Origin of the sequence: Vibrio sp. 1167, assembly GCF_033340375.1 — a bacterium.
Lineage (GTDB): Bacteria > Pseudomonadota > Gammaproteobacteria > Enterobacterales > Vibrionaceae > Vibrio > Vibrio alginolyticus.
The window spans coordinates 513,887-540,512 of the sequence record NZ_JAWOWK010000004.1 but is presented as its reverse complement, the minus strand read 5'-3'; the positions used below and the strand labels follow the sequence as shown (position 1 = coordinate 540,512).

General features: G+C 45.4%; 26 protein-coding genes. 10 read left to right on the top strand and 16 right to left on the bottom strand.

Features of this window, described 5'->3' with window-relative positions:
* The first annotated feature begins 4 nt into the window (after positions 1–4).
* Both R7Z78_RS11880 and glsB read left to right on the top strand, forming a co-directional pair.
* Positions 5–1,033: a TRM11 family SAM-dependent methyltransferase gene (locus tag R7Z78_RS11880; RefSeq protein ID WP_104975601.1), complete on the top strand. Its 1,029-nt coding sequence runs from the start codon at positions 5–7 to the stop codon at positions 1,031–1,033.
* A gap of 98 nt (positions 1,034–1,131) precedes the next feature.
* Positions 1,132–2,052 (top strand): glutaminase B, encoded by a 921-nt coding sequence (gene glsB / locus R7Z78_RS11875; protein WP_104975600.1) that lies wholly within the window; start codon positions 1,132–1,134, stop codon positions 2,050–2,052.
* An 88-nt stretch (positions 2,053–2,140) separates the two neighbouring features.
* Here the strand turns inward: glsB and hemW are convergent, their stop codons facing one another.
* The 7 genes from hemW to R7Z78_RS11840 all read right to left on the bottom strand — a co-directional run bounded on the left by hemW (position 2,141) and on the right by R7Z78_RS11840 (position 7,198).
* Positions 2,141–3,319 (bottom strand): radical SAM family heme chaperone HemW, encoded by a 1,179-nt coding sequence (hemW, locus tag R7Z78_RS11870; protein WP_017635577.1) that lies wholly within the window; start codon positions 3,317–3,319, stop codon positions 2,141–2,143.
* Between the two features lie 18 nt (positions 3,320–3,337).
* Positions 3,338–3,940: an XTP/dITP diphosphatase gene (locus tag R7Z78_RS11865; protein ID WP_005381009.1), complete on the bottom strand. Its 603-nt coding sequence runs from the start codon at positions 3,938–3,940 to the stop codon at positions 3,338–3,340.
* Positions 3,941–4,058: 118 nt separating this feature from the next.
* Positions 4,059–4,490 carry a DUF4426 domain-containing protein gene (locus tag R7Z78_RS11860; protein WP_104975599.1) on the bottom strand — a complete coding sequence of 144 codons (432 nt, stop codon included), beginning with the start codon at positions 4,488–4,490 and terminating at the stop codon, positions 4,059–4,061.
* 128 nt (positions 4,491–4,618) lie between these two features.
* The gene (yggU, locus tag R7Z78_RS11855) at positions 4,619–4,909 is read right to left on the bottom strand and encodes a DUF167 family protein YggU (RefSeq protein ID WP_005393980.1); all 291 of its coding nucleotides are present in this window, start codon (positions 4,907–4,909) and stop codon (positions 4,619–4,621) included.
* Complete coding sequence (locus R7Z78_RS11850) at positions 4,909–5,466, bottom strand: YggT family protein (RefSeq protein ID WP_005381012.1); 558 nt, start codon at positions 5,464–5,466, stop codon at positions 4,909–4,911. Before R7Z78_RS11850 ends, yggU begins: the two co-directional genes overlap by 1 nt.
* Positions 5,467–5,518: 52 nt before the next feature.
* Positions 5,519–6,337, bottom strand: coding sequence for a pyrroline-5-carboxylate reductase (gene proC, locus R7Z78_RS11845; RefSeq protein WP_005381013.1), 819 nt, complete (start codon positions 6,335–6,337; stop codon positions 5,519–5,521).
* Positions 6,338–6,496: 159 nt separating this feature from the next.
* On the bottom strand, positions 6,497–7,198 hold the full coding sequence (locus R7Z78_RS11840) for a YggS family pyridoxal phosphate-dependent enzyme (RefSeq protein WP_005384521.1): 702 nt from the start codon (positions 7,196–7,198) through the stop codon (positions 6,497–6,499).
* Positions 7,199–7,226: 28 nt separating this feature from the next.
* Here R7Z78_RS11840 and R7Z78_RS11835 point away from each other — a divergent pair, with 28 nt between their 5' ends.
* Both R7Z78_RS11835 and R7Z78_RS11830 read left to right on the top strand, forming a co-directional pair.
* Entirely contained in the window at positions 7,227–8,267 is a 1,041-nt protein-coding gene (locus R7Z78_RS11835) for a type IV pilus twitching motility protein PilT (RefSeq protein WP_104975598.1), read from the top strand.
* Between the two features lie 30 nt (positions 8,268–8,297).
* Positions 8,298–9,404 (top strand): PilT/PilU family type 4a pilus ATPase, encoded by a 1,107-nt coding sequence (locus R7Z78_RS11830; protein WP_005381016.1) that lies wholly within the window; start codon positions 8,298–8,300, stop codon positions 9,402–9,404.
* A gap of 61 nt (positions 9,405–9,465) precedes the next feature.
* Here R7Z78_RS11830 and ruvX read toward each other — a convergent pair whose 3' ends face one another.
* The 8 genes from ruvX to metK all read right to left on the bottom strand — a co-directional run bounded on the left by ruvX (position 9,466) and on the right by metK (position 16,194).
* Entirely contained in the window at positions 9,466–9,891 is a 426-nt protein-coding gene (gene ruvX, locus R7Z78_RS11825; RefSeq protein WP_053304143.1) for a Holliday junction resolvase RuvX, read from the bottom strand.
* A 35-nt stretch (positions 9,892–9,926) separates the two neighbouring features.
* Entirely contained in the window at positions 9,927–10,490 is a 564-nt protein-coding gene (locus R7Z78_RS11820; protein ID WP_104976024.1) for a YqgE/AlgH family protein, read from the bottom strand.
* A 128-nt stretch (positions 10,491–10,618) separates the two neighbouring features.
* Positions 10,619–11,569 (bottom strand): glutathione synthase, encoded by a 951-nt coding sequence (gshB, locus tag R7Z78_RS11815; protein WP_005381021.1) that lies wholly within the window; start codon positions 11,567–11,569, stop codon positions 10,619–10,621.
* A gap of 13 nt (positions 11,570–11,582) precedes the next feature.
* A complete protein-coding gene (rsmE, locus tag R7Z78_RS11810; RefSeq protein ID WP_104975597.1) occupies positions 11,583–12,314 on the bottom strand; it encodes a 16S rRNA (uracil(1498)-N(3))-methyltransferase in 732 nt (243 codons plus the stop codon).
* A 113-nt stretch (positions 12,315–12,427) separates the two neighbouring features.
* Positions 12,428–13,123, bottom strand: a complete 696-nt coding sequence (gene endA, locus R7Z78_RS11805; RefSeq protein WP_017635582.1) for a deoxyribonuclease I — start codon at positions 13,121–13,123, stop codon at positions 12,428–12,430.
* 150 nt (positions 13,124–13,273) lie between these two features.
* Positions 13,274–13,771, bottom strand: coding sequence for a SprT family zinc-dependent metalloprotease (locus R7Z78_RS11800; protein WP_005381025.1), 498 nt, complete (start codon positions 13,769–13,771; stop codon positions 13,274–13,276).
* Between the two features lie 68 nt (positions 13,772–13,839).
* Positions 13,840–14,637 carry a DUF2189 domain-containing protein gene (locus tag R7Z78_RS11795; RefSeq protein WP_005381026.1) on the bottom strand — a complete coding sequence of 266 codons (798 nt, stop codon included), beginning with the start codon at positions 14,635–14,637 and terminating at the stop codon, positions 13,840–13,842.
* A gap of 402 nt (positions 14,638–15,039) precedes the next feature.
* A complete protein-coding gene (gene metK / locus R7Z78_RS11790) occupies positions 15,040–16,194 on the bottom strand; it encodes a methionine adenosyltransferase (RefSeq protein ID WP_005381027.1) in 1,155 nt (384 codons plus the stop codon).
* Positions 16,195–16,509: 315 nt separating this feature from the next.
* On the opposite strand from metK, the gene tkt reads away from it, so the two are divergent.
* Positions 16,510–18,504 (top strand): transketolase, encoded by a 1,995-nt coding sequence (gene tkt, locus R7Z78_RS11785; protein ID WP_005381028.1) that lies wholly within the window; start codon positions 16,510–16,512, stop codon positions 18,502–18,504.
* 91 nt (positions 18,505–18,595) lie between these two features.
* On the opposite strand, the gene R7Z78_RS11780 is transcribed toward tkt, so the two are convergent.
* On the bottom strand, positions 18,596–19,489 hold the full coding sequence (locus R7Z78_RS11780; protein ID WP_017633561.1) for a LysR family transcriptional regulator: 894 nt from the start codon (positions 19,487–19,489) through the stop codon (positions 18,596–18,598).
* A 140-nt stretch (positions 19,490–19,629) separates the two neighbouring features.
* Between R7Z78_RS11780 and R7Z78_RS11775 the strand changes: the two genes are divergently transcribed.
* From R7Z78_RS11775 to mscS, 5 genes are all read left to right on the top strand, one after another.
* Positions 19,630–21,588 (top strand): ligand-gated channel protein, encoded by a 1,959-nt coding sequence (locus R7Z78_RS11775; RefSeq protein WP_104975596.1) that lies wholly within the window; start codon positions 19,630–19,632, stop codon positions 21,586–21,588.
* 135 nt (positions 21,589–21,723) lie between these two features.
* Complete coding sequence (epd, locus tag R7Z78_RS11770) at positions 21,724–22,761, top strand: erythrose-4-phosphate dehydrogenase (protein ID WP_005384545.1); 1,038 nt, start codon at positions 21,724–21,726, stop codon at positions 22,759–22,761.
* 151 nt (positions 22,762–22,912) lie between these two features.
* Positions 22,913–24,073 (top strand): phosphoglycerate kinase, encoded by a 1,161-nt coding sequence (locus R7Z78_RS11765; RefSeq protein WP_005384547.1) that lies wholly within the window; start codon positions 22,913–22,915, stop codon positions 24,071–24,073.
* Between the two features lie 154 nt (positions 24,074–24,227).
* Positions 24,228–25,304, top strand: coding sequence for a class II fructose-bisphosphate aldolase (gene fbaA, locus R7Z78_RS11760; protein ID WP_005380996.1), 1,077 nt, complete (start codon positions 24,228–24,230; stop codon positions 25,302–25,304).
* Positions 25,305–25,728: 424 nt separating this feature from the next.
* A complete protein-coding gene (gene mscS, locus R7Z78_RS11755; RefSeq protein WP_005384548.1) occupies positions 25,729–26,595 on the top strand; it encodes a small-conductance mechanosensitive channel MscS in 867 nt (288 codons plus the stop codon).
* Positions 26,596–26,626 lie beyond the last annotated feature (31 nt).

Here is a 26,626-nt window from a genome sequence, read left to right as displayed (position 1 = left end):
TGGGATGTACCATTACGCGATATTAGCGAATCCGGGTCATAACCGAATTTACTTTGATAGCGCAATGACCATTGCCTGTTCTGAACTAAAAGCAATTTTAGTTTCACAAGGCGTGGATGTGACAGAAATTGGTAGTAAAGACGTTGGCTTACCTGCTGCGTTGGTGTTTTCTTGTCAGGAAGCGCTAACCGATGAGCAGGCGCGAAGAATCGCAGCCTCTTCGATTTACTATGCGCTATTTGAAGTGCGCGAAGATGGTTTACTTCGACCAGTTCAAGCGCCCGTATTTAACACTTTCCCGGAAAGCATGAGCCAGATTTTGCGCTACACCGGGAAAACAAATGAGCAGTTTACCCGTTTGATGGTGAATATCGGCATTAGTGCGTCCAATACGGGAAGTGAACAACTGACCTTAATGGATCCAATGTGTGGTAAAGGTACAACCTTATTTGAAGGCTTGATCCACGGTTTGAACGTGGTAGGGGTTGAGATCAACGCCAAGTGGGTGCAAGAGATCCAGACCTTTATTGTTAAGTTCATGAAGAATGGCCGCTTTAAGCACAAAGTGAGCAAAGAAAAGCGCACTGCGGGTGGCAAGAAAGTGGCGGATGGTTTCGTGGTTGAAGCTGCAGCAAATAAAGAAGATTACAACCAAGGCAATCTTCAGTTTATGAAGCTGTATTCGGCTGATACTCGTATCGCTGATCAAGTCGTGAAAAAGAACTCAGTTGATGTGATGGTGTCTGATCTGCCTTATGGCGTGCAACACGGCAGCAAAAATGCTAAGGACAGCAAACTGAACCGCAGTCCACTAGAGCTTTTAAACGAGGCTCTGCCTGCATGGAAAGTGGTATTGAAAAAGCAAGGTTCAGTGGTGTTGTCTTTCAATGAATTCACATTGAAATGGAAAGATGTCGCGGCATTATTTGAAGAGCAAGGTTGGAAGGTACTTTCAGAAGAGCCTTACATCGGTTATCTTCACCGTGTTGATCAATCTATCAACCGCAATATTATTGTGGCAGTAAAACCATAATCGACTTGAGTCGAACGAACCCTATGGAAAAGCCAACGACACGTTGGCTTTTTTTACCTCTGAGCTCAACGAGTTCTCTTGTAAATAGAAGGTAGAGAATGAAACCGACAGTGGAAATTTTGACAGATATTTTGGCGGAAGTACGCCCTTTAATCGGCCAAGGTAAAGTGGCTGATTACATTCCTGCTCTGGCAAAAGTACCCAGCAACAAGTTAGGTATTGCGGTATACACCAACGAAGGTGAGGTTATTAAGGCGGGTGATGCCGATGAACCTTTCTCTATCCAATCTATTTCAAAAGCATTGAGCTTGACGTTAGCGATGTGCTTGTACAAGCAAGAAGAAATTTGGTCTCGAGTGGGAAAAGAGCCTTCGGGGCAGGCATTTAATTCGCTAATCCAGCTAGAAATGGAGCAAGGTATTCCTCGTAATCCATTTATAAATGCTGGAGCGATAGTAGTGGCGGATTTGTTACAAACTCGCTTATCTGCGCCTCGTCAGCGCCTGTTGGAGTTTGTGCGTCAGCTTTCTGGTGATACCCATATTGTGTATGACAAAGTCGTTGCGGCATCCGAAATGATGCATGGTGACCGTAATGCGGCGATTGCATATCTCATGCGTTCGTTTGGCAACTTCGAAAATGAAGTGATTCCAGTACTACAAAACTACTTCCACGCTTGTGCGCTGAAGATGAGTTGCGTCGATTTGGCTAAAACGTTTAGCTATTTAGCAAACAAGGGCACATCGGTACAAACGGGTAAGCCTGTAGTTTCTCCTGTGCAAACCAAACAACTTAATGCACTGTTAGCAACGTGTGGCTTGTATGATGGCGCGGGCGAGTTTGCTTATCGCGTTGGAATGCCTGGTAAGTCTGGTGTTGGTGGTGGCATTATTGCGGTAGTACCTGGTGAAATGTCCATTTCAGTATGGTCTCCAGAGCTTGATCTTTCAGGTAACTCGCTTGCTGGTACTAAGGCGCTTGAGCTGCTCTCAGAGCGAATTGGCCGTTCAATTTTCTAATGTTGGAAATGTGTCAACCTTATTTAGGACGGTACATTTCTAAATAAAAGCCTCTCAATTGAGAGGCTTTTTTTGTTTTTGGGTTGCGTTACTCTTCGCTTTCTTCGGCCATAAAGGCTTCGAGCAAATCATTAAGGAAGAGCTTCCCTTTTTCAGTAATTTGCCAGTGGGTAGGCGTTTCACTCAGGTAGCCCATTTCTATCGCCCAGCTGATGGTTTCTTGAATCGTACTAAGCGGTAAGCCCGTGGTGTCCACGTAATCTTGCTTCGGACAGGCTTCGATTAAGCGGAATCGGTTCATAAAGAACTCGAATGGACGATCTTCATCCGCGACGACATGTTCTGTATGCAGATAAGGTTTGACCATATTTTGATAAGCCGCTAAATAGCCTCGCGGGTGTTTTACCTTTGTCGTTCGAATAATACGTCCGTCGGTAAAACTGAGTTTGCCATGAGAGCCACAACCGATACCAAGGTAATCACCAAAGCGCCAGTAGTTGAGGTTGTGCTGACACTGATAGCCCGGCTTGCTGTAACCGGAGATTTCATATTGCACATAACCCGCGGCTGCAAGTTTTTGGTGTCCGAGCTCGAAAATATCCCACAAGTCATCATCGTCAGGTAGCGTTGGTGGCTTGTAGTAAAACATGGTGTTTGGTTCGATGGTCAACTGATACCAAGACAAGTGCGGCGGTGCCAACTCAATCGCTTTGTCCAAATCTGCCAAGGCTTGTTCGATGCTTTGATCAGGTAAGCCGTGCATGAGATCGAGGTTAAAGCTGTTCAAACCGATTTGGTGCGCCAGCTTAGCAGCATTGACGGCTTCGTCTTGGCCGTGAATGCGCCCCAAACGCTCAAGCTTCTGCTGCTCAAAGCTTTGTACGCCGATAGAGATACGCGTTACACCAGCTTTGCGGTAGCCAACAAAACGCTCTGCTTCGATGGTGCCTGGATTCGCTTCCATGGTTATTTCGATTTCAGGCTTGAACGGGATACGCGCTTCAATGCCCTTAAGTAGACGCTCGATGCCTTCTGCCGAAATCAAACTCGGCGTACCACCACCAATGAAGATTGAATGCAGTGGACGTGGCGCTTCGTTAAGTCGGTATTTCTCAATGTCGGTATCCAAATCTTCTAAAAGGGCACTGATGTACTCTTCTTCTGGAATCTCGGTTTTGAGCGCGTGAGAGTTAAAGTCGCAATACGGGCACTTTTGCACACACCACGGGATGTGTACATACAAGCTGAGTGCTGGGGGCGTTAACATGGTCTAATTCGCTCGTGATTACTGAGACACTTGCTCAGACAGTTGAGCAAACAACGACTTGAGCGCTTTACCGCGGTGAGACAGTTGTTTCTTACGTGCAGGTTCAAGTTCGGCTGACGCACAGTTGTCTTCAGGAACAAAGAAGATTGGGTCGTAGCCAAAGCCATTTTCACCGTGTGCTTCAGTTAGAATTCGGCCTTCCCATTTACCGTGACAGACGATAGGCGTTGGGTCGTTCTCGTGACGCATGAGGACTAATACACAGTGGAAACGTGCTGTACGCTCTGCTTCTGGTACGCCTTCCATTGCCGCTAGCAATTTTTCTAGATTCTCTTGATCAGATGCGCTCTCGCCTGCGTAACGTGCAGAGTAAATGCCCGGAGCGCCTTTTAAGAAATCGACTTCTAAGCCAGAGTCATCTGCAATCGCAGGAAGCCCTGTTTCTTGTGCGGCATGGCGAGCTTTAATGATTGCGTTTTCAATGAAAGTTGTACCCGTTTCAGCTACTTCCGATACATTGAATTCACTTTGCGCTAATACTTCAAAGCCGAAGTCAGACAACAAATCTGCCATTTCACGAACTTTGCCTTGGTTACCAGTTGCTAGCACAATTTTTTTCATGGGAATCTCTTTTAATAGTGATAGAGGAGAACAAATCGTTCTCCTCTAGATATTCTTTAACTAATAAGTGGTTTTTAGCCTGCTTAGATCCAAAAGCTTTTGGAACATCACAACCCAATTACTCTTCAACATAAAACTTCTGGGTGAATTTAAGCTTACCTGAGCCTTTGTTTCCAGCTTTTACGTCAATATCGAAAGTAAAAATTTCTTCGTGGGTAATTGGTAGTTCGGCTAAATAGTATATCGCATTGCCTTCTTTGACTTCACGAAAGGTCAAGGTCTGAGTTTGGCCGATAAGGTTCTTCGCGCGTCCAGCAATTTTTGCTTCTAATGCTGGCTTACCCAATGAAGCTCTATCTAACACGCTAATATTAACCACAGCGAGGTATCCATTACGTTTGATATCGTAGCTACGTGCGACTTTGGGTGTTAGGAATGTTGAGTTAAACGCGACATAGTGTACTTCGATATCTTTCATATTTTTAAACTGATCGGCGAAGCTTGGTAACGACAACAGGCTAATCAGTAATGCGGTAATCCATTTGCTCATTGTTACTTCCTCAAAGCACTTGTTATAAAACAACCAAAGCTGCAATTTTACCTTGGTCAGGGGGTAAAAAATGCGTACTCAGTCGTTGGTATTAGTAAGTGTGGTACAAAATCGTAAATAAAAAGCCATCATAAGATGGCTTTAATTTCTGTCGGTATCTGGGTAGGCGATTCTATCCGAATTTGTTTGTGCCGTCCTAATTCACCTTTTTCTATGTGAACCAAGCCCTTAGCGATTTTAAACTGCTTGGCTAAGAACTTAGTTAGGTGTGCATTAGCTTTGCCATCGACAGGTGGAGCAGTAATGGCGATTTTTAGCTCTTCACCATGCAAGCCAACGATTTTATCGCGGCTAGCTTTAGGTTGAATATAGAGCTTCAGGATGATGTCCTCACCATCTTGCCAAACTGCAGCTGACATTATAGCTGGAACCAAATTGGACCAATGATATCGCCCATTAAGAAGTTCGCGAACTGCAAGCCGATAAATAACACCAGTACGCTTAAATCAAGACCACCAATAGCCGGAAGAATACGACGGATTGGAGCGCACATTGGCTCGGTCAGTTGATGGAATACGTACTCGATAGGGCTGCGGCCTTGGCTTACCCAGCTCAAAATTGCACGGATCAATAGTACCCAGAACAATAGGCCACCTGCGGCTTTGATTAATGATAATAAGCCCAAGAATAAGAAGTCAGCGCTGAAAGAGACGGAACCGTTCGAAGCTATTAGGATAAGCACGACAAACTTAAGCACACACAACACGTAGGCAAACAACACGGTTGCTAGGTCAATATTCCCCACGGAAGGGATAACGCGGCGCAATGGACCAATGACCGGCTGAGTCGCTTTTACTATAAATTGCGAGAATGGGTTGTAGAAGTCTGCGCGCGCAGCTTGCAACCAAATTCGCAAAATTACGACCATGATGTACAGGTCAAATAGGGTTGAGATGAGAAAACTCATTGAATTCATAAGGTACCCTTAACAAGTGATGGATGATACTAAACGGAGTTCATCCAAATAATTAAAACAGTTTTTCCATTTCTTCCGCGCGAGCCACAGCAGCTTGCATGGCTTTAGCGACAATATCTGAAAGTTGATGTTCGTTGAATGTACGCAGTGCTTCTGCCGTTGTCCCACCTTTCGAAGTTACGTTCTCACGCAGGGTCGATAGCTCAGTTTCTGGGTTGCTAACCACCATACTGGCCGCGCCCAGTGCAGCTTGCTGAACCAATAGTCGAGCGGTCTCTTTATCAAAGCCTTGCGCAATCGCTTCTGCTTGCATCGCTTCCATAAACAGGAAGAAGTATGCTGGAGCACTGCCCGCTGCGGCAATCACATTATTGATGCCAGACTCTTGCTCAACCCAACATACTTTACCGACCGCTTCCATTAACTCTGCGGCAAAAGCTTTGTCGTGCTCGGTTACATGAGTTGGTGCGAACAACCCACTCATACCCAATCCAAGTTGTGATGGCGTATTTGGCATAACACGAACCAAGTTCAATTTGGTGGCTAGCATATCATCCAATCGTGAACAGTTGATGCCTGCGGCAATAGAAATCACCAGTTTATTAGTGAAATCGATCGATTGCAGTGGTTTACAGACATCCGCCATCATTTGCGGTTTTACAGACAATACCACCACATCCGCCTCGGTCGCAGCTTGGATGTTATCGCTGGTGGTACGGATGCCAAAATCTTGTTCTAGCAGAAGGCGGCGAGCCTCTGAAGGAGCCGTCGCGGTAATGTTTTGCGCTGGGTATCCGTTAGCAACCAAGCCGGAAACAATGGCTCTCACCATGTTGCCAGCACCAATGAAGGCGATTTTTTTATGTTCCATTTGTCTGATTTCCATCATGATATTTAGAATTTGTTGTGCGCTCAGGTGTATAATGGCGCCGCTGTTACTTACTGCTCCTATTGGCGAGTAAGATGATTGCGCATTTACGCTCTAACGATTGACGACATAACTTATGTCGCGAGTGAGCGTTTTGTTGATTTAGCTGTAGTCTCGTGCGCCGAAAATAGCGGTTCCAATACGAACCATTGTACTACCAGCTTCGATTGCAGCGGTCATATCACCACTCATTCCCATTGATAATGTATCGATTTCTGGGAACTGTGCTTCGAGTGTTTGCTTCAACGTAGCCAACTTCTGAAATTCACGGAGTTGTGATTCGTAGTCAGACACGTTGGCAGGAATCGACATCAACCCTCTTAAAGTGAGGTTAGGTAGGCGAGAAATCAACTCCGCCAGCTCGAATACTTCCGCTTCAGTGACACCAGACTTAGATGCCTCACCACTGGTGTTAACCTGAATCAGAACTTGTAGCGGTTTAAGTTCGCTTGGCCGCTGATCATTCAGGCGTTGAGCTATCTTGGTTCGATCGATGGTGTGAACCCAATCGAAATGTTCAGCAACAAGTCGCGATTTATTGGATTGAATCGGGCCAATGAAGTGCCATTCGATTCGATTATCTGGATAATGCTCGGCAAAGTGCTGAACTTTACTGACGCCCTCTTGAACGTAGTTTTCACCAAAGGCGGTTTGTCCCGCTTGGTAGGCTTCGAGAATTGCCTCGACAGGTTTAGTTTTGCTTACCGCTAGAAGTTGCACTGACTCTGGAGTTCGACCACATTTTTGCTCGTCATATCGAATTTGAGAGGTGATATGTTCAATATTTTGTTGAATACTACTCATAGCTGTACTTTAGACTTAAGGATTTTAAATGGATATCACTGAGTTACTGAATTTTAGTGTAAAACATAATGCCTCGGATCTACATCTTTCTGCAGGTGTCCCACCAATGGTTCGTATTGATGGGGATGTGAGAAAACTAGGCATTCCAGCGTTTACACACCAAGAAGTGCATCGTTTGGTTTTCGAAATCATGAACGATGCCCAACGCAGTGAGTTCGAAGAAAAACTCGAAGTCGATTTCTCTTTTGAGTTGCATAACGTTGGCCGTTTCCGTGTCAACGCTTTCAACCAATCTCGCGGTTGTGCGGCAGTATTTCGTACCATTCCAAGTAGCATTCCAACTCTGGAAGAGCTAGAAGCGCCAGAGATCTTCAAAAAAATTGCGAACGCTGAAAAAGGCTTAGTTCTGGTCACTGGCCCAACAGGTTCAGGTAAATCGACGACCTTAGCAGCCATTGTTGACTACATTAACCGTAATCACAACAAGCACGTACTCACAATTGAAGATCCGATTGAATTTGTTCACAACAACAATAAATGTTTGATCAACCAGCGTGAAGTTCACCGTGACACCCATAGTTTCCAAAATGCTTTGCGTAGTGCATTGCGCGAAGACCCAGACGTTATTCTGGTTGGTGAGATGCGTGACAAAGAAACCATCAGCCTTGCCTTAACGGCGGCAGAAACGGGTCACTTAGTTTTCGGGACGTTGCACACCAGCTCGGCGGCAAAAACCATTGACCGTATTATCGATGTGTTTCCTGGTAGTGATAAAGATATGGTCCGCTCGATGCTATCTGAGTCCCTTCGTTCGGTTATCGCGCAAAAGCTTCTGAAGCGTAATGGTGGTGGCCGTATTGCATGCCATGAAATTATGATGGCAACGCCTGCGATTCGTAACTTGATCCGCGAAGACAAAGTCGCGCAGATGTATTCGATTATTCAAACAGGTGCGGCTCACGGCATGCAAACCATGGAGCAAAATGCTCGTCAGTTAATGGCGCAAGGCATGGTTGCTCGTGAAGAGGTCGATAGTAAGATCGGATTAGAAGTGCAGCAATTCTCGTAACGTTCATACAGATAATGGTGAATACGGAAGATGGATCTAGATAAATTTCTCGAAGGCATGTTGGCGCTGAAAGCGTCGGATCTTTACATCACGGTTGGAGCGCCAATTCTATTTCGTGTGGATGGCGAATTGCGTCCGCAAGGGGAAAAACTCACCGAGAGTGATGTGGCTGCATTACTCGACAGCGCTATGGAACCAGATCGGCGTCAGGAATTTCGTAAAAGTCGCGAGTCGAATTTTGCCATTGTGAGAGATTGTGGTCGCTTCCGTGTGAGTGCCTTTTTTCAACGCGAGTTACCAGGCGCAGTGATTCGTCGTATTGAAACTAATATTCCTACTTTTGAGCAGTTAAAGTTACCGTTAGTGTTGCAAGATTTGGCGATAGCTAAGCGTGGTTTGGTGCTGGTGGTCGGTGCTACTGGTTCGGGTAAATCGACCACTATGGCGGCGATGACAGGCTATCGAAACAGCAATAAAACCGGGCACATTTTGACGGTCGAAGATCCGATCGAGTTCGTGCATGAACACAAGCGCTGTATCGTGACTCAACGTGAAGTTGGGTTAGATACGGAAAGCTATGAAGTTGCGCTTAAAAACTCGCTGCGCCAAGCACCAGATATGATTTTGATTGGTGAGATCCGTAGCCGTGAAACAATGGAATACGCGATGACCTTCGCCGAAACGGGTCACCTGTGTATGGCAACGTTGCACGCCAACAATGCAAACCAAGCTTTAGAGCGCATTCTTCACTTGGTACCGAAAGATCAAAAAGAACAATTCTTGTTCGATTTGTCGATGAACCTAAAAGGCGTGGTTGGTCAGCAGCTGATCCGAGATAAAAATGGGCAGGGACGTCATGGTGTATTTGAGATCTTGCTAAATAGTCCACGTGTGTCGGATTTGATTCGTCGCGGAGATTTACATGAGTTGAAGTCAACCATGGCTCGCTCAAATGAGTTTGGTATGCTGACGTTCGATCAATCTCTCTATAAGTTAGTGATGCAAGGTAAGATCAGCGAAGAGGATGCACTACATAGTGCCGACTCGGCAAATGATCTGCGCTTGATGTTGAAAACGCAGCGTGGTGAAGCATTCTCTACGGGCAGTTTGGCGAACGTTAAGATCGATATGGATTAATCCAATCCAGAAACAAAAAAGGTTGGCAGGAGCCAACCTTTTTTCATTGTGCTTGAAGTGTTTACTCATCCCAAAGGGCTTCAAACCAGCTTTCTAGAATCACCACTGCTGACTGGCAGTCAACATTACCTTTCGATAGGGCTTTATAGCCGCCCATGCTGAACAACTCCGCACGAGCTTCTGCAGTAGATAAACGCTCATCATGCAGTTCAACAGGCAATCCGTATCGGCCTTGCAGACGCTTAGCAAATTTTCGTGCACGAGGGGTTATGGTCTCAAGGTCTTTACCATGCAGATCGGTCGGTAAACCGACCACTAGCAAATCTGGTTGCCACTCTTTGATTTGCTTTTCGATATCGTCCCAGTTTGGAATACCGTCATTGGCTTTAAAGGCTTTTAATGGGGAAGCTGTACCAGTAATTTCTTGGCCAATAGCGCTACCAATGCTTTTGGTTCCAAAGTCAAAAGCCATAATTGTGCGTGACATAAGGTGTCTCTATCTAATGTAACTGTATATTTGGACTAAGCATGTCCAGAGTCTGCTGAAAGGTGACTTGGGTCGATGCCCAGCTTTTCGATCGCTTTCTTCCAACGCTCGTTGATTGGTGTATTAAAGATAATTTCAGGCGTCGCTTCAATGGTGAGCCAAGAGTTTTCGACCAGCTCACTTTCTAATTGGCCTGCACTCCAACCGGAGTAGCCAAGTGCCACTAAGTAATCACTTGGTTCTGCTTCTGTTCCTAACACCGACAGAATATCACGCGAAGTGGTTACCGCGAGGTCATCGGTCATTTGGACGCTGGACTCGTAGTAATCTTTGGGTTTATGCAAAATAAAGCCACGATCTTCCGAGATTGGGCCGCCATTGTAAACTGGTCTATCTAGACTGGCTTCAAATAGGCGCGGGTGTACTGGCTGAACTTCCACCTGCTTGAGCATGTTGCCGACGGTGATATCAACAGGAGCATTGATCATCAGCCCCATAGCGCCGTCTTCGTTGTGCTCACAAACGTAGATCACGCTGTTTTGAAAGTACGGATCTTTCATCCCAGGCATGGCAACCAAAAAGTGATTTGTGAGATTCATACTCATACTGACCCTTAACTCTCGTAAATGCCCTTAAGCAAACATCATACAGTTTATCATCTAGGTATGTGCATGAGTTTGCTTAAGTTAATGTACTACGCTCTCTATTAACTGTAATACAGTTTGAGTTATTCGCCTTTTACTCGACGCTCAATCGCATCCATCAGCTTGCCTGTGATTGAGATATCAAAAGCTGCTTCAATTTCGCGAATACAGGTTGGGCTGGTGACGTTGATTTCTGTTAGCTTGTCGCCAATTACGTCAAGGCCAACAAAGATAAGGCCTTTTTCTTTCAGTGTCGGGGCAACGGTTTGCGCAATTTTGAGGTCGGTTTCGCTTAGCGGACGAGCTTCACCAGTACCACCAGCGGCTAGGTTGCCGCGCGTTTCGCCTTTAGCAGGAATGCGTGCTAGACAGTAAGGCATAGGTTCGCCATCTACCACTAGGATACGTTTGTCACCGTTGCTGATGTCTGGCACGAAGGTTTGTGCCATTGCGTAGTTTTGACCGTGGTTAGTCAATGTCTCGATGATTACAGAGACGTTTGGATCGTTTTCTTTTACACGGAAGATGGACGCGCCACCCATACCATCAAGCGGTTTCAGGATGACATCACCATGTTTTTCACGAAATTCTTTAATTTTCTCTGCTTTTCGCGTCACGATCGTTGTAGGTGTCAGCTCTGGGAACCATGCTGTAAACAGCTTTTCGTTACAATCACGTAAGCTTTGAGGCTTGTTAACGATCAGTGCACCTTGTTCTTCTGCACGCTCAAGGATGTAAGTCGCGTAGATGTATTCAGTATCAAACGGAGGATCTTTACGCATTAGCACCGCGTCTAGCTCAGACAGTTCGATAGTTTGCTCTGATTTGAACTCGTACCAACCGTTTGGATCTTCTTTTAGTTCTACCACTTTAGTATCTGCAATGGCAACGCCTTGATCGAGATGCAGATCATTCATTTCCATGTAGTGGATTTCATAGCCGCGTCGTTGCGCTTCAAGCATCATGGCAAAGCTAGAGTCTTTTTTGATGTTAATGGACGAGATTGGGTCCATTACGATACCGAGTTTGATCATTATTTTTCTCCGTTTAACCAAGATCGCCGAAACGAACTTGTAAGGCTGTAATTGCTGTCAGAGCCGCTGTTTCGGTACGCAGAACGCGAGGGCCGAGTAGCGTTTCTTCAAATTGGTATTCTCGAGTCATCTCGATTTCTTCAGACGATAAACCGCCTTCAGGACCGATCAGTAGGCGCACTTTTTCAACCGGGGTTGGCAAAGTGTTGATTGAGTATTTAGCACGAGGGTGAAGGTTAAGCTTTAAACCATCGTACTCTTCTTTACACCACTCTTCCAAGCTCATAATTGGACGAATTTCGGGCACGACATTACGCCCACATTGCTCACAGGCACTGATGGCGATTTTCTGCCATTGCGCGAGTTTTTTCTCAAAACGCTTTTGGTCAAGCTTGACGCCACAACGTTCAGAAATCAGAGGAGTGATGGTATTGACGCCAAGTTCAACAGACTTTTGGATGGTGAACTCCATCTTATCGCCACGTGAAATGACTTGACCAAGGTGCAGATCTAGAGGGGATTCAATATTGTTTTCTAAGCGCTCGGTGATGTTAACCAAAACTGATTTCTTGCTGACGTCACTGATAACCGCTGGGAACTCTGCGCCACTGCCGTCAAAAAGGAAAACGTCTTGGCCTTCTTTCATGCGCAAAACACGACCGATATGGCCTGCTGCGTCGTCACTTAAAGCAAGTGAGCCAAGTTGATGAATGGTTTCTGGATGATAAATTCGAGGGGTACGCATGAGATTTCCAGCAAGAGAATAAACTTAAACCCTAACATGGATGCTTTGCACCGAAAAAACAAGGGGCAAGAAGCGTTTCAATATCAGTAATTGAAACGCTTCGAGGTCGGAGGTTACAGTGCGCGGCAGGCTTCTTGAACAAATGGGTTGTGATTGCCCTGTACTTTTGCAATGCGCTCGTCACGCTCACATTCCCATTTATCGACAGGATAGGTTTTGTTCCAAGCACTCATTAATTGCGTTTGCTGCTTCGACAGTTTGAAACCGTACTCTTTGCTCATGTATAGATAGGTGCGAGCAATTGAGCCACGCGCACGGTCTGGTGGCATGACTTTACGCTGCTTAAAGTTCACTTGCATCTCACAGCGACCATAACTTACGCCATCCATACCGTTCCATTGGCTGAAGTTGTAGTTCGAACGGTCACCGTTTACTTCACCAATAGCAGGAGTTAGGTTGTGCAAGTCGGCTTCCATCAAACGAAAAGTTTTGTCTTTTTTCTTACAGTTTTTACGTCCGCCATCTTGCCAGCATTGACGCTGGTGGCCAAATTGCCACGCAGGAACAACGTGCTCCCATTCGATTCGTGCAGCCCGTTTTTCTTGTTTACGGACTTGGTAACCGCAAGAGGCTAAATCGGGTGAGCCTTTCTTGCCTTGCCATTGAATGTTACAGCCACAGTAGAAGCTTGTTGGGTGGTCTTGATAAATTTTGACCGCCTCACGTTTGGCTGCAGAGAATGAGCTCGGTGGCGCGGCAATCGCAGTGCTAGAAAGCGCGATAAGCAACAGAGAGAATAAGTATTTCATGATAAAAGTCTTTATAAAGTATGACTTTATTCATGATAACACGCATAAAATAGCTTTAGTGATGAGTAAGTTAACAATAAGTGGCGAAGGGAAGGTTTTGATCAACTCGATCTTTATTTTGGGAACGCAAGTAACACTATGAGGTAAGGGCTACGATAACTGAATACCGGTGAAGTTAAGTGGTTGGCGGCATTTTTGACAAGAGTACGTCGCCTCTTTGCGCAGCACTTTATTATGACGGCGAATCGATAGAGGGTAGGTCATACAACCACAACGATACTCAAAGGTTTTACCTTGAACGGATTTTACTTCAAAGCTGTGAGTGGTTTTGGCTGGTACGTTAAATACGGCTTCCATGACGCCTTTCCATTCTTTACCGTGAGGCCTAACTCGCCCGTAAACCTGATAAGTAATCAGGTGTGCTACTTCATGAGGAATGACTTCATCTAAGAATGCTTGGGTGTTTTCGCGAAATAAAACAGGGTTTAGGCGTACTTGATTTAATTGAAGGTAGGCTTTTCCTGCCGCTTTCCCACGGACGTCGAAGGTGATTGTTGGAATCGGGAAAGAACGTTTGAAAGCTTGTTCCGCCATCGCGATACAGCCCGCCATCACTTGCTTGGCTTTATAGCTGAGTTCTATATCCACAATTCACCTCGATAAATCAAATAAAAAAGCCCCCGCATTTGCGAGGGCCAGATCATAGCATCAGTTAATTATGGTGTGTGTTTTTTCTTGATGGTGGCATGGTAAGCGTGCCATGTACCGTAGCCTAGAATTGGCATGGTAAACAACATTCCGATCCCGTAGGTCGCAAAGCCGATAAGAATACCGCCACAGATGATCGCTGCCCAAACAATCATTGCTGGAATGTTGGATTTCACTGCATTAAAGCTGGTAAATACAGCGGTCATCATGTCTACGCGACGCTCCATCATGAGCGGAATAGAAAAGGCTGAAATGCTAAACACCACACAAGCCAAAACAAAGCCAACTAAAGAGCCGATGACAAGGAAGGGTAGGAACTCACTTAAAGGTGCCCCTTGAACAGAAGGGTAGAGTGCATGAAGTAGAGCGGCAATGCGCATCCAAAATATCATACACACTGCGAGTAACACGGCGAACGCCCATTGAGATGTTGAGTTACGACCGATCGCTTTCATTGAATGGAACAAGCTTGCTTTGTGTCCGCGCTCTCTCTCCCAACTGGCATCATACAAGCCCAGCGCGAGAAACGGACCGATTAACATGTAAACAATCAAACTGGGCATGACGACTAAGTGTGTGCCTTGCCACTGTACGAGCAAAACAATGCCTATCGCAGCAGCCATAAAACAGATGCCATAGAAAGCACTAATAAGCGGCATTCGCACGAAATCATGCAGACCTAATGCGAGCCAATGAAAAGGTGCAGAAAGATTGACCGTATTGCACGGTATGGTTCTGGCGTATTCGTTGTCTGGCACTTCCTTTCGTTTGTTGTGGAAGTCCGATGGATTAACAGTTCGAGGCATAACTCCTCCTTGATTTATTCCCACATTATCCGCTTATACCAACTGACAGCGGTTTTTGTTCAGTCAAACTTGAAGCGACTTTTTCAAGTTTACATCTGAGCATTGGCTTAGTTTGGTATCGGCCATAAAGATGCCTGACTCATGTCTTTACTTAAGTGTTGCTTCCACAGTCGCCAGCATCCGACGTCTCTATTTAAATTGGAGTTAACAATATTTTAACTATTGGCGGAGATGGGATAATTTACAAATAATTGCTTAAAATTTATTCGGTATAAAAATGAGGGAGAAACAGGACTGCTTTGTGGGGCAGGGCGGTATGAGCCGAAATGGCTGGATAAAAGTTGCTGAAAATAAAAAGCCCCCGCCATAGGCGAGGGCTTGATTGATTCTTGCTTGGCTTGATTATTTGATGCCAGCGAAATCGCGTAGAAGTGCAGCTTTGTCTGTCGCTTCCCACGGGAATTCTTCACGACCGAAGTGACCGTAAGCCGCTGTCTTCTTGTAGATAGGTTGAAGAAGGTTAAGCATTTCTTGTAGACCGTATGGACGTAGGTCGAAGAATTGACGAACCGCTTCAATGATGATGTCGTGAGATACTTTCTCAGTACCGAACGTTTCCACCATGATAGACGTTGGATCAGCAACACCGATTGCGTAAGAAAGTTGGATCTCACAACGGTCAGCCATGCCTGCCGCTACGATGTTTTTCGCTACGTAGCGTGCTGCGTATGCTGCACTACGGTCAACTTTTGATGGATCTTTACCAGAAAACGCACCGCCACCGTGACGAGCTGCGCCGCCGTAGGTATCTACGATGATCTTACGACCAGTTAGGCCACAGTCACCCATAGGACCACCGATTACGAAGCGACCGGTTGGGTTAATGAAGAAGTTTGTTTCTTTGTTGATCCACTCAGAAGGTAGCACTGGCTTAATGATCTCTTCCATTACCGCTTCACGCAGGTCTGAAGTTGAGATTGAGTCACAGTGTTGAGTTGAAAGAACAACCGCGTCGATACCAACGATGTTACCTTGATCGTATTGGAATGTTACCTGAGATTTTGCATCAGGACGCAACCAAGGTAGTGTGCCGTTTTTACGAACTTCTGCTTGCTTTTGAACAAGACGGTGAGAGTAAGTAATTGGCGCTGGCATTAGTACTTCAGTTTCGTTACAAGCGTAACCAAACATGATGCCTTGGTCGCCTGCACCTTGTTCTTTAGGGTCAGCTTTATCAACACCTTGGTTGATATCTGGCGACTGTTTACCGATTGTGTTTAGTACCGCACAAGAATCTGCGTCAAAGCCCATATCTGAATGTACGTAGCCGATTTCACGAACGGTTTCACGAGTTAACTCTTCGATGTCTACCCATGCTGAAGTCGTGATTTCACCACCCACCATTACCATACCGGTTTTAACGTAAGTCTCACATGCAACACGAGCCTTTGGATCTTGCTCTAGAATCGCGTCAAGAACCGCATCAGAAATCTGGTCTGCAATTTTATCTGGATGACCTTCTGATACTGACTCAGAAGTAAACAGGTGCTTAGCCATGTTAGCTCCACTATATCTGGTTTAAAACTGGGGAATGATAAACTCTCCAGCGCAAATTAATACTAATTTTTGTAGGTGTATCTACATCTAGACGTCTATTCTAAATTTGATTGCTCGAATTACAAGCTCTTTTTTGGTTTTTGTTATAACCAAACGTTTGCCTGATTTATTGATAATTTTAAGAACCTCGAACGATTTGGCGCGAAAGGTGCAATATTTGTGAGGTTTTGGACTGGAAAACGTTTGCACACCCAACAGGGCTTTGAGAGAATTATGACCTACTTTTCGTTTCGCTTAATGTACTCAGGAGCAGACATGTCGTCTCGTAAACATCTTGCCAATGCAATTCGTGCTCTAAGCATGGATGGTGTTCAACAAGCTAACTCAGGCCACCCAGGCGCACCAATGGGTATGGCTGATATCGCTGAAGTTCTTTGGCGCTCTCACCTAAACCATAACCCTTCAAACCCAGAGTGGGCCGACCGCGATCGCTTTGTGCTGTCAAACGGTCATGGGTCAATGCTTATTTACTCTCTACTGCACTTAAGCGGTTACGAGCTATCTATTGACGATCTGAAAAACTTCCGTCAATTGCACTCAAAAACCCCAGGTCACCCAGAGTACGGCTACGCGCCTGGTATCGAGACAACAACGGGTCCTCTAGGTCAAGGCATCACTAACGCTGTTGGTATGGCGATCGCAGAGAAAGCACTAGCGGCACAGTTCAACAAAGAAGGTCACGATATCGTTGACCACTTTACGTATGTGTTCATGGGTGACGGCTGTCTAATGGAAGGCATCTCGCATGAAGCATGCTCTCTTGCAGGTACTCTTGGTCTAGGCAAGCTGATTGCATTCTGGGATGACAACGGCATTTCTATCGACGGTCACGTTGAAGGCTGGTTCTCTGACGATACACCTAAGCGTTTTGAAGCGTACGGCTGGCATGTAATCCCAGCAGTCGATGGTCACGACTCAGACGCGATCAACGCAGCAATTGAAGCAGCAAAAGCGGACCCACGTCCTACGCTTATCTGTACCAAAACAATTATCGGTTTCGGTTCTCCTAACAAGTCTGGTTCGCACGACTGTCACGGTGCACCACTAGGTCACGATGAGATCCAAGCGGCTCGTGAATACCTAGGTTGGGAGTACGGCCCATTTGAGATCCCGGCAGATGTTTACGCTGAGTGGGATGCAAAAGAAGCGGGCGCCGCGAAAGAAGCAGCTTGGAATGAAAAATTCGAGGCATACGCTGCAGCTTACCCTGCTGAAGCGGCAGAGCTTAAACGACGTCTAAACGGCGAACTTCCTGCACAGTGGGAAGAAAAAGCGAACCAAATCATTGCCGATCTTCAAGCAAACCCAGCGAACATTGCATCACGTAAAGCATCGCAAAATGCACTAGAAGCGTTTGGTCAAATGCTTCCTGAGTTTATGGGTGGTTCTGCTGACCTAGCGCCTTCTAACCTGACCATGTGGTCTGGTTCTAAGTCTCTAGAAACGGAGGACTTCTCTGGCAACTACATCCACTACGGTGTACGCGAATTCGGTATGACTGCTATCATCAACGGTATCGCATTGCACGGTGGTTTCGTTCCTTACGGCGCAACATTCCTAATGTTCATGGAATACGCTCGTAACGCAATGCGTATGGCTGCGCTGATGAAAATTCAGAACATCCAAGTTTACACGCATGATTCGATCGGTCTTGGCGAAGATGGCCCAACTCACCAACCTGTTGAGCAAATGGCGTCTCTACGTGTAACTCCAAACATGAGCACATGGCGCCCATGTGACCAAGTTGAGTCTGCAGTTGCATGGAAACTAGCGATTGAACGTAAAGATGCACCAACTGCACTTATCTTCTCTCGTCAAAACCTAGCGCAACAAGAGCGTACTGCTGAACAAGTCGCAGACATCGCGAAAGGTGCTTACATCCTGAAAGATAGCGAAGGTAAGCCTGAGCTAATCCTTATCGCAACAGGTTCTGAGGTTGAGCTTGCAGTGAAAGCCGCTGAGCAACTAACTTCAGAAGGCAAGAAAGTACGCGTTGTTTCAATGCCATCAACAGACGCATTCGACAAACAAGACGCTGCTTACCGTGAATCTGTACTGCCATCAGACGTAACGGCACGTATCGCTATTGAAGCGGGCATTGCGGATTTCTGGTACAAGTACGTAGGCTTCGACGGTCGCATCATCGGTATGACAACATTCGGTGAATCTGCACCTGCTGGTCAGCTATTCGAGATGTTTGGCTTCACGACTGAAAACGTAGTGAACACAGCAAAAGAATTGCTAGCGTAATTGCAGGACCGTCTAAACAGTCGAACGTAAACGACGATTGTTAAACGCTAAAGTTAGAAAGGCCATCATTATGATGGCCTTTTTATTTTTGTCAGGTTTTCCAACCTTGTGGAATGCTTTGGTGAATGCAGTCTAAAAGTACGGATAAGCGCAGTGGTGGTCGTCCTGCTGGTGTATAGCAGTTAATGGAAATAGGCTCAGAAAGCCAACCTTCTAAGCAAGGTGTGATTCGCCCTGGGTGATGTTTCTCATAGCCGCATGCTGTCCAAGTCGGCAGCAGTCCAATACCATGACCATTCGCGATACTGTCTATTTGCATTGCTATGTTGTCGCTGTATAAGCGACTAACAAAGGGCTCTAAAAAGAACTCACCGTGTTGAGGGTGTGCTAGCATCAATCCATTTTCTTGCACTGAACCAAAATCGATCCATGGATGTGCTTCAAGTTCTTTGGGGTGCGGTATAGGCCCATGTTGTTTTAGATAATTTGGAGAGGCAAAAGGCGTATAGCGAAATACCCCCAGCACTTCTTTTCGCCAGTCTAGCTCTTTACGTTCACCGAGCCAGATGAACAAATCTGGGTCATGATGCGCCTCAGAAAAGTCACTGGTAAGTTGAACTCTAACATCGGGATTATCAGCAAGAAAACGATTGAGTACGCCGCCGAGCCAGCTTCTAACTAAGGCAGTGTGACAAACAATATGCAGTGGCCCTGAAACTTGGTTCGTTAAACCTTGAAGTGCATCATAACTCTCTTCACTTAACTCAAGAATCTGGCGGCTGTAGTGGGCAAAGATTTCTCCAGCTCTTGTCAGAACTAATCGATTACCTTGTCTGGCGGTTAGAGCCTGACCGAAGTCTTCTTCTAATTGTGCCAAGCGACGACTTAGCGTTGATTTTGGCTGATTAAGGGCTTTAGCAGCGGCTGTCAAACTTTTATGCTGATTGAGCGCATCAAAGGCTCTAATTGATGCTAAGTCGTGCATATTTCTTTTACTCCTTACTGCGTTATGTACGAGTTCCATAAATGGAAAGAACCGTTCCATAACTCTCACTATGCATCTCATTCTATTTGTGAATAATTCACTTTCGAAAATAATAATCATTATCAATTATGGAGATGTAGATGTCTACTCTTAGACTGCCAGTTATTACCGCAACTGGTATTTTAGCCTTCGTCAGTGTCCCTCATGTTTTTGCCAATGATGCAGTTTCTAAAATGGAAACAGTGGTTGTAACTGCATCAAGTTATGAGCAATCTCAAGCGGACGCGCCTGCAAGTATTAGTGTGATTTCACGTGAGGAGTTGGACTCTCGTTATTACCGCGATGTGACTGATGCACTAAAAAGTGTGCCAGGTGTCGTCGTGACAGGTGGTGGTGATACCACCGACATTAGTATCCGTGGTATGGGTTCTAAATACACTTTGATACTGGTCGACGGTAAACGTCAAAGCACGCGTGAAACTCGTCCAAATAGTGACGGTCCTGGTATCGAACAAGGTTGGTTACCTCCTCTTCAAGCGATTGAGCGAATCGAAGTTATTCGTGGCCCAATGTCGACGCTTTACGGTTCTGATGCGATTGGTGGTGTGATTAACGTCATCACACGAAAAGATGCGCTAGAGTGGACGGGTAATGTTCAACTGGGCACGGTAATACAAGAGAATAGCCGCTCAGGTGGAGAGCAGAGCGCGAATTTTTTCGTTAATGGTCCGTTGGCTGAAAATTTATCTCTCCAAGTATATGGTCAGTACACAACCAGAGAAGAAGATGACATCGAATACGGTTATGAAGATAAAGATATGCAGAGTATCTCTTCAAAGCTGACTTACCAGATTAATGAGCGCCACTCGGTGCAATTAGAAGGTGGCACCTCGGCACAAAGTCGTCGTGGTAATGTGGGCCTTTCAGTGCCGACCACTGGGTGTCGTGGAGGGTGTGAAGATTCACTGAATGAATATCGTCGTAATTACGTAACGGTAAGCCACAACGGTGATTGGGATTCGATTGGCATTTCAGATACTTACTTACAGCGAGAAGAGAGCGAGAACAAATCTCGTGAGATGACGATCACCAACACCACGTTCAAATCGAGCTTGGTGACTGGTATTGGAAACCATACGTTGACGACGGGTGTGGACGCTACTCATGCAGAGCTTGAGGATTTCACCTCCAATAAAGCGTCGTCGAAGACTGAAACATCGAATACGCAGTGGGCTGTTTTCATTGAAGATGAATGGAGAATCGCTGATCCGTTTAGCGTTACGCTTGGTGGTCGTCTAGATCATGACGAAAACTATGGCGCGCACTTTAGTCCACGTGTTTACGGTGTATGGCGAGTTGATCCGTCTTGGACGGTGAAAGGCGGTGTGGCAACAGGTTTCCGTTCTCCACAATTACGTGAAATTACTCCTGGCTGGGCGCAAGTCAGTGGTGGCGGTAATATCTACGGTAACCCAGATCTTGACCCTGAAACGTCGCTAAACAAAGAAATCAGCGTCTTGTATCAAGGTGATTCTGGCTTAGATGTCTCTTTGACAGCGTTCCATAACGAATTCAAAGACAAGATCACACGTGTTGTTTGTCCAGACACTATCTGTACTGATGGTCCAAACCAATGGGGCGCAGATCCAACGTACCGTATTAACGTGGATGAAGCCGTCACACAAGGTATTGAAGCGACCTTAGCATCGCCGTTAACGGAAACCATTTACCTTAGCTCGAGCTACACATTTACCGACTCAGAGCAAAAAACAGGTGAATACAAAGGCATGCCGCTGCAGCAGTTACCAAAGCATCTGTTTAATGTGGATGTGACTTGGCAAACGACAACAGATCTAGAGAGCTGGGCGAAAGTCACGTACCGAGGTAAAGAAATGGATCCGGTTACTGGCCCATCAAGAAACAGTATTGTAGAACCAGCTTATACCTTTGTGGACGCCGGTGTGACATACCAGTTAACCGACAATACTCGTATTAAAGGCGCTATCTATAACTTGCTGGACGAGGAAATCAGTTACGAAGAATACGGATATATTGAAGATGGTCGTCGCTACTGGTTAGGTTTAGACGTCGCATTTTAATTATCTATCGTTGTAATAAGGTCGAGCATAGTCTCGACCTTTTTTAATCCTGCTTTACTTTGATTCAACAGGTGCGTTTGTCAGCCTGATCAGGTAGTATCTGTGACACGAAATTTTTGGTAGGGCGAAGGATAAATGCTAAAGGTTGCGATCAATGGATTTGGACGTATAGGTCGTAATGTTCTGCGAGCGGTGTATGAAAGCGGAAAACACCAGCAGATCAAGGTTGTGGCGGTAAACGAACTAGCACAGCCAGAGGCGATGGCACACCTACTGCAATATGACACCAGTCATGGTCGCTTTGGTAAAAAAATTTCCCATGACCAAGAACATTTGCATGTTCATCATGACAGCGGTGAATATGATTCCATTCGCATTCTCCACCTCTCCGAAATCGAATTACTTCCTTGGCGTGATTTAGAAGTTGATATCGTCTTGGATTGCACTGGCGTATTTGGTTCGCAAGCCGATGGGCAAGCGCATATAGAAGCTGGCGCTAAGAAAGTACTGTTTTCGCACCCGGGCGCAAACGACCTAGATAATACGATTATCTATGGCGTGAACCACGAAACTCTGAAAGACGAGCACCGTGTTGTCTCCAATGGCTCTTGCACCACCAACTGTATCGTTCCCATCATTAAAGTATTAGACGAAGCCTTCGGCATAGAGTCTGGCACCATTACCACAATTCATTCGTCCATGAACGATCAACAAGTAATTGATGCGTATCATAACGACTTACGCCGTACCCGCGCTGCAAGCCAATCTATTATTCCGGTGGACACTAAGTTGCATAAGGGGATTGAAAGAATCTTCCCGAAATTTTCCAACAAATTCGAAGCAATTTCTGTTCGTGTTCCAACGGTTAACGTCACTGCAATGGATTTAAGTGTCACAATTAGTACAAATGTGAAAGTTAATGACGTAAATCAAACCATTGTTAACGCATCTCAGTGTACATTACGTAACATTGTTGACTATACTGAATCGCCACTCGTTTCCATCGACTTTAACCACGACCCCCATAGTGCGATTGTGGATGGAAGCCAGACTAGAGTGAGTAACGGGCAACTCGTAAAAATGCTCGTTTGGTGCGACAACGAATGGGGCTTTGCTAACCGGATGCTGGATACTGCCTTAGCAATGCAAGCTTCTTCGCAAGTGGAACAGTAATGACGAAGAAGTGATGGAGAATTTTTATTTCAAGCCTTGAAATAAATCCATAATATCTCCATATCTATAACCAGTTTGAAGAATTAACAGGCTTGGCAGGGTTGCCGAGTTTTCAAAAACTTTAATTATTAAATATTTGAGAGGACACATCATGTCTGTAATCAAGATGACTGACCTGGATCTTGCAGGTAAACGTGTATTTATCCGTGCTGACCTAAACGTGCCAGTAAAAGACGGTAAAGTAACTTCGGATGCACGTATCATCGCATCTCTTCCAACTATTAAGCACTGCCTAGAAGCAGGCGCTAAAGTAATGGTTACGTCTCACCTAGGTCGCCCAACTGAAGGTGAATACGCTGAAGAGTTCTCTCTACAACCAGTTGTTAACTACCTAAACGACGCACTAGATTGCGAAGTGAAGCTAGCAAAAGACTACCTAGATGGCCTAGAGCTAAATGCGGGTGAACTTGTTGTTCTTGAAAACGTTCGCTTCAACAAAGGCGAAAAGAAAAACGACGAAGAGCTATCTAAGAAATATGCAGCACTATGTGACGTATTCGTAATGGACGCATTCGGTACGGCTCACCGTGCTCAAGCATCTACTCACGGCGTTGGCATGCACGCAGACGTAGCATGTGCTGGTCCTCTACTAGCAAACGAACTAGAAGCGCTAGGCAAAGCAATGGACAAGCCAGCTCGTCCAATGGTTGCTATCGTAGGTGGTTCAAAAGTTTCTACTAAGCTAACGGTTCTTGAGTCTCTATCTAAAATCGCTGACCAACTCGTTGTTGGTGGTGGTATTGCTAACACATTCATCGCAGCTGCTGGCCACAACGTTGGTAAGTCTCTATACGAAGCAGACCTAGTTGAAACAGCTAAGAAGCTAATGGACGAGTGTGCAATTCCAGTAGCAACTGACGTTGCATGTGCGAAAGCATTTGACGAGAACGCAGAAGCTGAAATCAAGCACGTTTCTGAAGTACAAGACGACGACATGATCTTCGACCTTGGTCCAGATTCAACTGCTGAACTAGCTGAAATCCTTAAAAACGCTAAGACTATCCTATGGAACGGTCCAGTAGGCGTATTCGAATTCAAGAACTTCGAAGCAGGTACTAAAGGTATCTCTGAAGCTATCGCAGCTTCTGAAGGCTTCTCTGTTGCTGGTGGTGGTGACACGCTAGCGGCTATCGACAAGTTCGGTATCAAAGCGGATGTATCTTACATCTCTACTGGCGGCGGCGCTTTCCTTGAGTTCGTAGAAGGTAAAGTTCTTCCAGCAGTAGAAATGCTAGAAGCACGCGCTAAGTAATTAAAGCAAAGCGGGGGAGTGATTCTCCCGCTTTCTTGTTTGCTGCAACGTGTGAGGAACTCTGCTAGAATAGCCTCAGTTGTGAGCAAACGTTTGCAAGATTTTCAACTTAACAAGTTTTGTTTAAAAACGACAGATAAATAGGATTACATCCATGTCTAAGATCTTCGACTTCGTAAAACCAGGTGTTATCTCTGGCGATGACGTTCAGAAAGTATTTGAAGTTGCAAAAGAAAACAGCTTTGCACTTCCAGCAGTAAACTGTGTGGGTACTGACTCTGTAAACGCAGTACTTGAAGCAGCTGCAAAAGTTAAAGCTCCAGTTATCGTTCAGTTCTCTAACGGTGGCGCTGCTTTCTTTGCTGGTAAAGGTCTAAAACTTGAAGGTCAAGAAGCTCAAATCCTAGGTGCTGTTGCTGGTGCGAAATACGTTCACGCTGTAGCTGAAGCTTACGGTGTTCCAGTAATCCTACACACTGACCACGCAGCTAAGAAACTACTTCCTTGGATCGACGGTCTACTAGACGCTGGTGAAGAGTACTTCGCGCAAACTGGTAAGCCACTATTCTCTTCTCACATGATCGACCTTTCTGAAGAGTCTCTAGAAGAGAACATCGAAATTTCTGCTAAGTACCTAGAGCGCATGGCTAAAATGAACATGACTCTAGAAATCGAACTAGGTTGTACTGGTGGTGAAGAAGACGGTGTTGACAACTCTGATATGGATGCGTCTGAACTATACACTTCTCCAGAAGACGTTGCATACGCATACGAGAAACTAAGCGCAATCAGCCACCGTTTCACTATCGCAGCATCTTTCGGTAACGTACACGGCGTATACAAGCCAGGTAACGTTGTACTAACTCCAACTATCCTACGTGATTCTCAAGCGCACGTTTCTGAGAAATTCGGTCTTCCAGCGAACTCTCTAAACTTCGTATTCCACGGCGGTTCAGGTTCTTCTCTAGAAGAAATCCGTGAATCTATCGGCTACGGTGTGATCAAAATGAACATCGATACTGATACACAGTGGGCTACTTGGGATGGTATCCGTAAGTTCGAAGCTGAAAACCACGATTACCTACAAGGTCAGATCGGTAACCCAACTGGTGAAGATGCACCAAACAAGAAGTACTACGATCCACGCGTATGGCTACGTGCAGGCCAAGCTTCAATGGTTACTCGTCTAGAGCAAGCATTTGCTGACCTTAACGCAGTTGACGTACTATAATCGTTACTGATTAAGTTACTTAAAAACCCGCTCTTTGAGCGGGTTTTTTTATATCTATCATTTTCTTCCCTTCTGCTTTCTCCCGATATTTTTATGCGTTAGGTTGTATTTGCTAGTGAGATATCTCACCTTTAACGTTTTTTTTAAAGAAAACATGGGAATATCAGTCTTAAGAGTGGCGAAATCAGAGTGCATTGCGTAACCTGTAACAAGTCAGTGTCAGAAAGCTCTGATAAAGTCTTGTTTTGCATATCTTTGCGAAACTCTGACTTTGAAAAAAGTCAGAGTTGGGATATTGTGCCAAAAATCTGACACTGTTCAGTGGAGCAATAGGGATGTTGTTTTAGAAAAGAGCCTTTAAAAAACAAGGTTCATAAATTAACGGCAATTGGATTTATATCTCTTTATTTTGAGGATAAGAATTATGGCAGGTGAATCGGTGGGTATCGATACCACTTTAACGGATGGTCTAACTCAGGCTGAAACTTGGCTGACAAACAATTCAGATCTACTGGTTCAGTACGGTGTGAACATTATCTCTGCGGTGCTTATTCTGTTTATCGGTAATCTTATCGTTAAGGCAGTCGCTGGTAGTGTTTCTAAAGTACTAGAAAAGAAAAACATGGATAAGGCCGTCGTTGAATTTATTCACGGTCTTGTTCGTTACTTGCTATTTGTAATCGTGCTAATCGCGGCTCTTGGTCGATTAGGAGTTCAAACCGCTTCTGTTGTTGCTGTGATTGGTGCGGCAGGTCTTGCTGTTGGTCTTGCACTACAAGGTTCACTATCAAACTTTGCAGCAGGCGTACTTATTGTTGCGTTCCGTCCATTCAAATCAGGCGACTACGTAGAAATCGGTGGTGTAGCGGGTAGTGTTGAAGCAATTCAAATCTTCCAAACAGTTCTAAAAACACCAGACAACAAAATGGTTGTTGTGCCTAACTCTTCAGTTATCGGCGGTGCCATTACTAACTACTCTCGCCATGCGACACGACGTGTCGACCTAGTGATTGGTGTTTCATACAAAGCAGACCTTAAACTAACGAAGAAAGTGATTCGTGAGACGCTAGAGAAAGATCCACGTATCTTGAAAGACCCAGATATCACAATTGGTGTACTTACGTTAGCAGACTCTTCAGTTAACTTTGTGGTTCGTCCATGGGTGAAAACTGCAGATTACTGGGGCGTATACTTTGATGCAATGCAAGGTATTAAAGAAGCATTGGATGAAAATGGTATCGAGATTCCATTCCCACAAATGGATGTTCACCTGAACAAAGTCGACGCTTAATCAAAAGCAGTCGATATTCGAAAGCGAGGCC

What these genes read in the sequence shown, in the direction of transcription:
- proC (WP_005381013.1), bottom strand. Translation starts at nt 6,337, where the DNA reads ATGGAACATAAAAAAATCGCCTTCATTGGTGCTGGCAACATGGTGAGA.
- R7Z78_RS11765 (WP_005384547.1), top strand. Translation starts at nt 22,913, where the DNA reads ATGTCTGTAATCAAGATGACTGACCTGGATCTTGCAGGTAAACGTGTA.
- gshB (WP_005381021.1), bottom strand. Translation starts at nt 11,569, where the DNA reads ATGATCAAACTCGGTATCGTAATGGACCCAATCTCGTCCATTAACATC.
- R7Z78_RS11860 (WP_104975599.1), bottom strand. Translation starts at nt 4,490, where the DNA reads ATGAGCAAATGGATTACCGCATTACTGATTAGCCTGTTGTCGTTACCA.
- R7Z78_RS11880 (WP_104975601.1), top strand. Translation starts at nt 5, where the DNA reads ATGTACCATTACGCGATATTAGCGAATCCGGGTCATAACCGAATTTAC.
- tkt (WP_005381028.1), top strand. Translation starts at nt 16,510, where the DNA reads ATGTCGTCTCGTAAACATCTTGCCAATGCAATTCGTGCTCTAAGCATG.
- fbaA (WP_005380996.1), top strand. Translation starts at nt 24,228, where the DNA reads ATGTCTAAGATCTTCGACTTCGTAAAACCAGGTGTTATCTCTGGCGAT.
- R7Z78_RS11840 (WP_005384521.1), bottom strand. Translation starts at nt 7,198, where the DNA reads ATGAGTAGTATTCAACAAAATATTGAACATATCACCTCTCAAATTCGA.
- R7Z78_RS11835 (WP_104975598.1), top strand. Translation starts at nt 7,227, where the DNA reads ATGGATATCACTGAGTTACTGAATTTTAGTGTAAAACATAATGCCTCG.
- R7Z78_RS11820 (WP_104976024.1), bottom strand. Translation starts at nt 10,490, where the DNA reads ATGAATCTCACAAATCACTTTTTGGTTGCCATGCCTGGGATGAAAGAT.
- R7Z78_RS11850 (WP_005381012.1), bottom strand. Translation starts at nt 5,466, where the DNA reads ATGAATTCAATGAGTTTTCTCATCTCAACCCTATTTGACCTGTACATC.
- R7Z78_RS11775 (WP_104975596.1), top strand. Translation starts at nt 19,630, where the DNA reads ATGTCTACTCTTAGACTGCCAGTTATTACCGCAACTGGTATTTTAGCC.
- glsB (WP_104975600.1), top strand. Translation starts at nt 1,132, where the DNA reads ATGAAACCGACAGTGGAAATTTTGACAGATATTTTGGCGGAAGTACGC.
- metK (WP_005381027.1), bottom strand. Translation starts at nt 16,194, where the DNA reads ATGGCTAAGCACCTGTTTACTTCTGAGTCAGTATCAGAAGGTCATCCA.
- ruvX (WP_053304143.1), bottom strand. Translation starts at nt 9,891, where the DNA reads ATGTCACGCACAATTATGGCTTTTGACTTTGGAACCAAAAGCATTGGT.
- rsmE (WP_104975597.1), bottom strand. Translation starts at nt 12,314, where the DNA reads ATGCGTACCCCTCGAATTTATCATCCAGAAACCATTCATCAACTTGGC.
- R7Z78_RS11780 (WP_017633561.1), bottom strand. Translation starts at nt 19,489, where the DNA reads ATGCACGACTTAGCATCAATTAGAGCCTTTGATGCGCTCAATCAGCAT.
- R7Z78_RS11795 (WP_005381026.1), bottom strand. Translation starts at nt 14,637, where the DNA reads ATGCCTCGAACTGTTAATCCATCGGACTTCCACAACAAACGAAAGGAA.
- R7Z78_RS11830 (WP_005381016.1), top strand. Translation starts at nt 8,298, where the DNA reads ATGGATCTAGATAAATTTCTCGAAGGCATGTTGGCGCTGAAAGCGTCG.
- yggU (WP_005393980.1), bottom strand. Translation starts at nt 4,909, where the DNA reads ATGTCAGCTGCAGTTTGGCAAGATGGTGAGGACATCATCCTGAAGCTC.
- R7Z78_RS11865 (WP_005381009.1), bottom strand. Translation starts at nt 3,940, where the DNA reads ATGAAAAAAATTGTGCTAGCAACTGGTAACCAAGGCAAAGTTCGTGAA.
- hemW (WP_017635577.1), bottom strand. Translation starts at nt 3,319, where the DNA reads ATGTTAACGCCCCCAGCACTCAGCTTGTATGTACACATCCCGTGGTGT.
- mscS (WP_005384548.1), top strand. Translation starts at nt 25,729, where the DNA reads ATGGCAGGTGAATCGGTGGGTATCGATACCACTTTAACGGATGGTCTA.
- epd (WP_005384545.1), top strand. Translation starts at nt 21,724, where the DNA reads ATGCTAAAGGTTGCGATCAATGGATTTGGACGTATAGGTCGTAATGTT.
- endA (WP_017635582.1), bottom strand. Translation starts at nt 13,123, where the DNA reads ATGAAATACTTATTCTCTCTGTTGCTTATCGCGCTTTCTAGCACTGCG.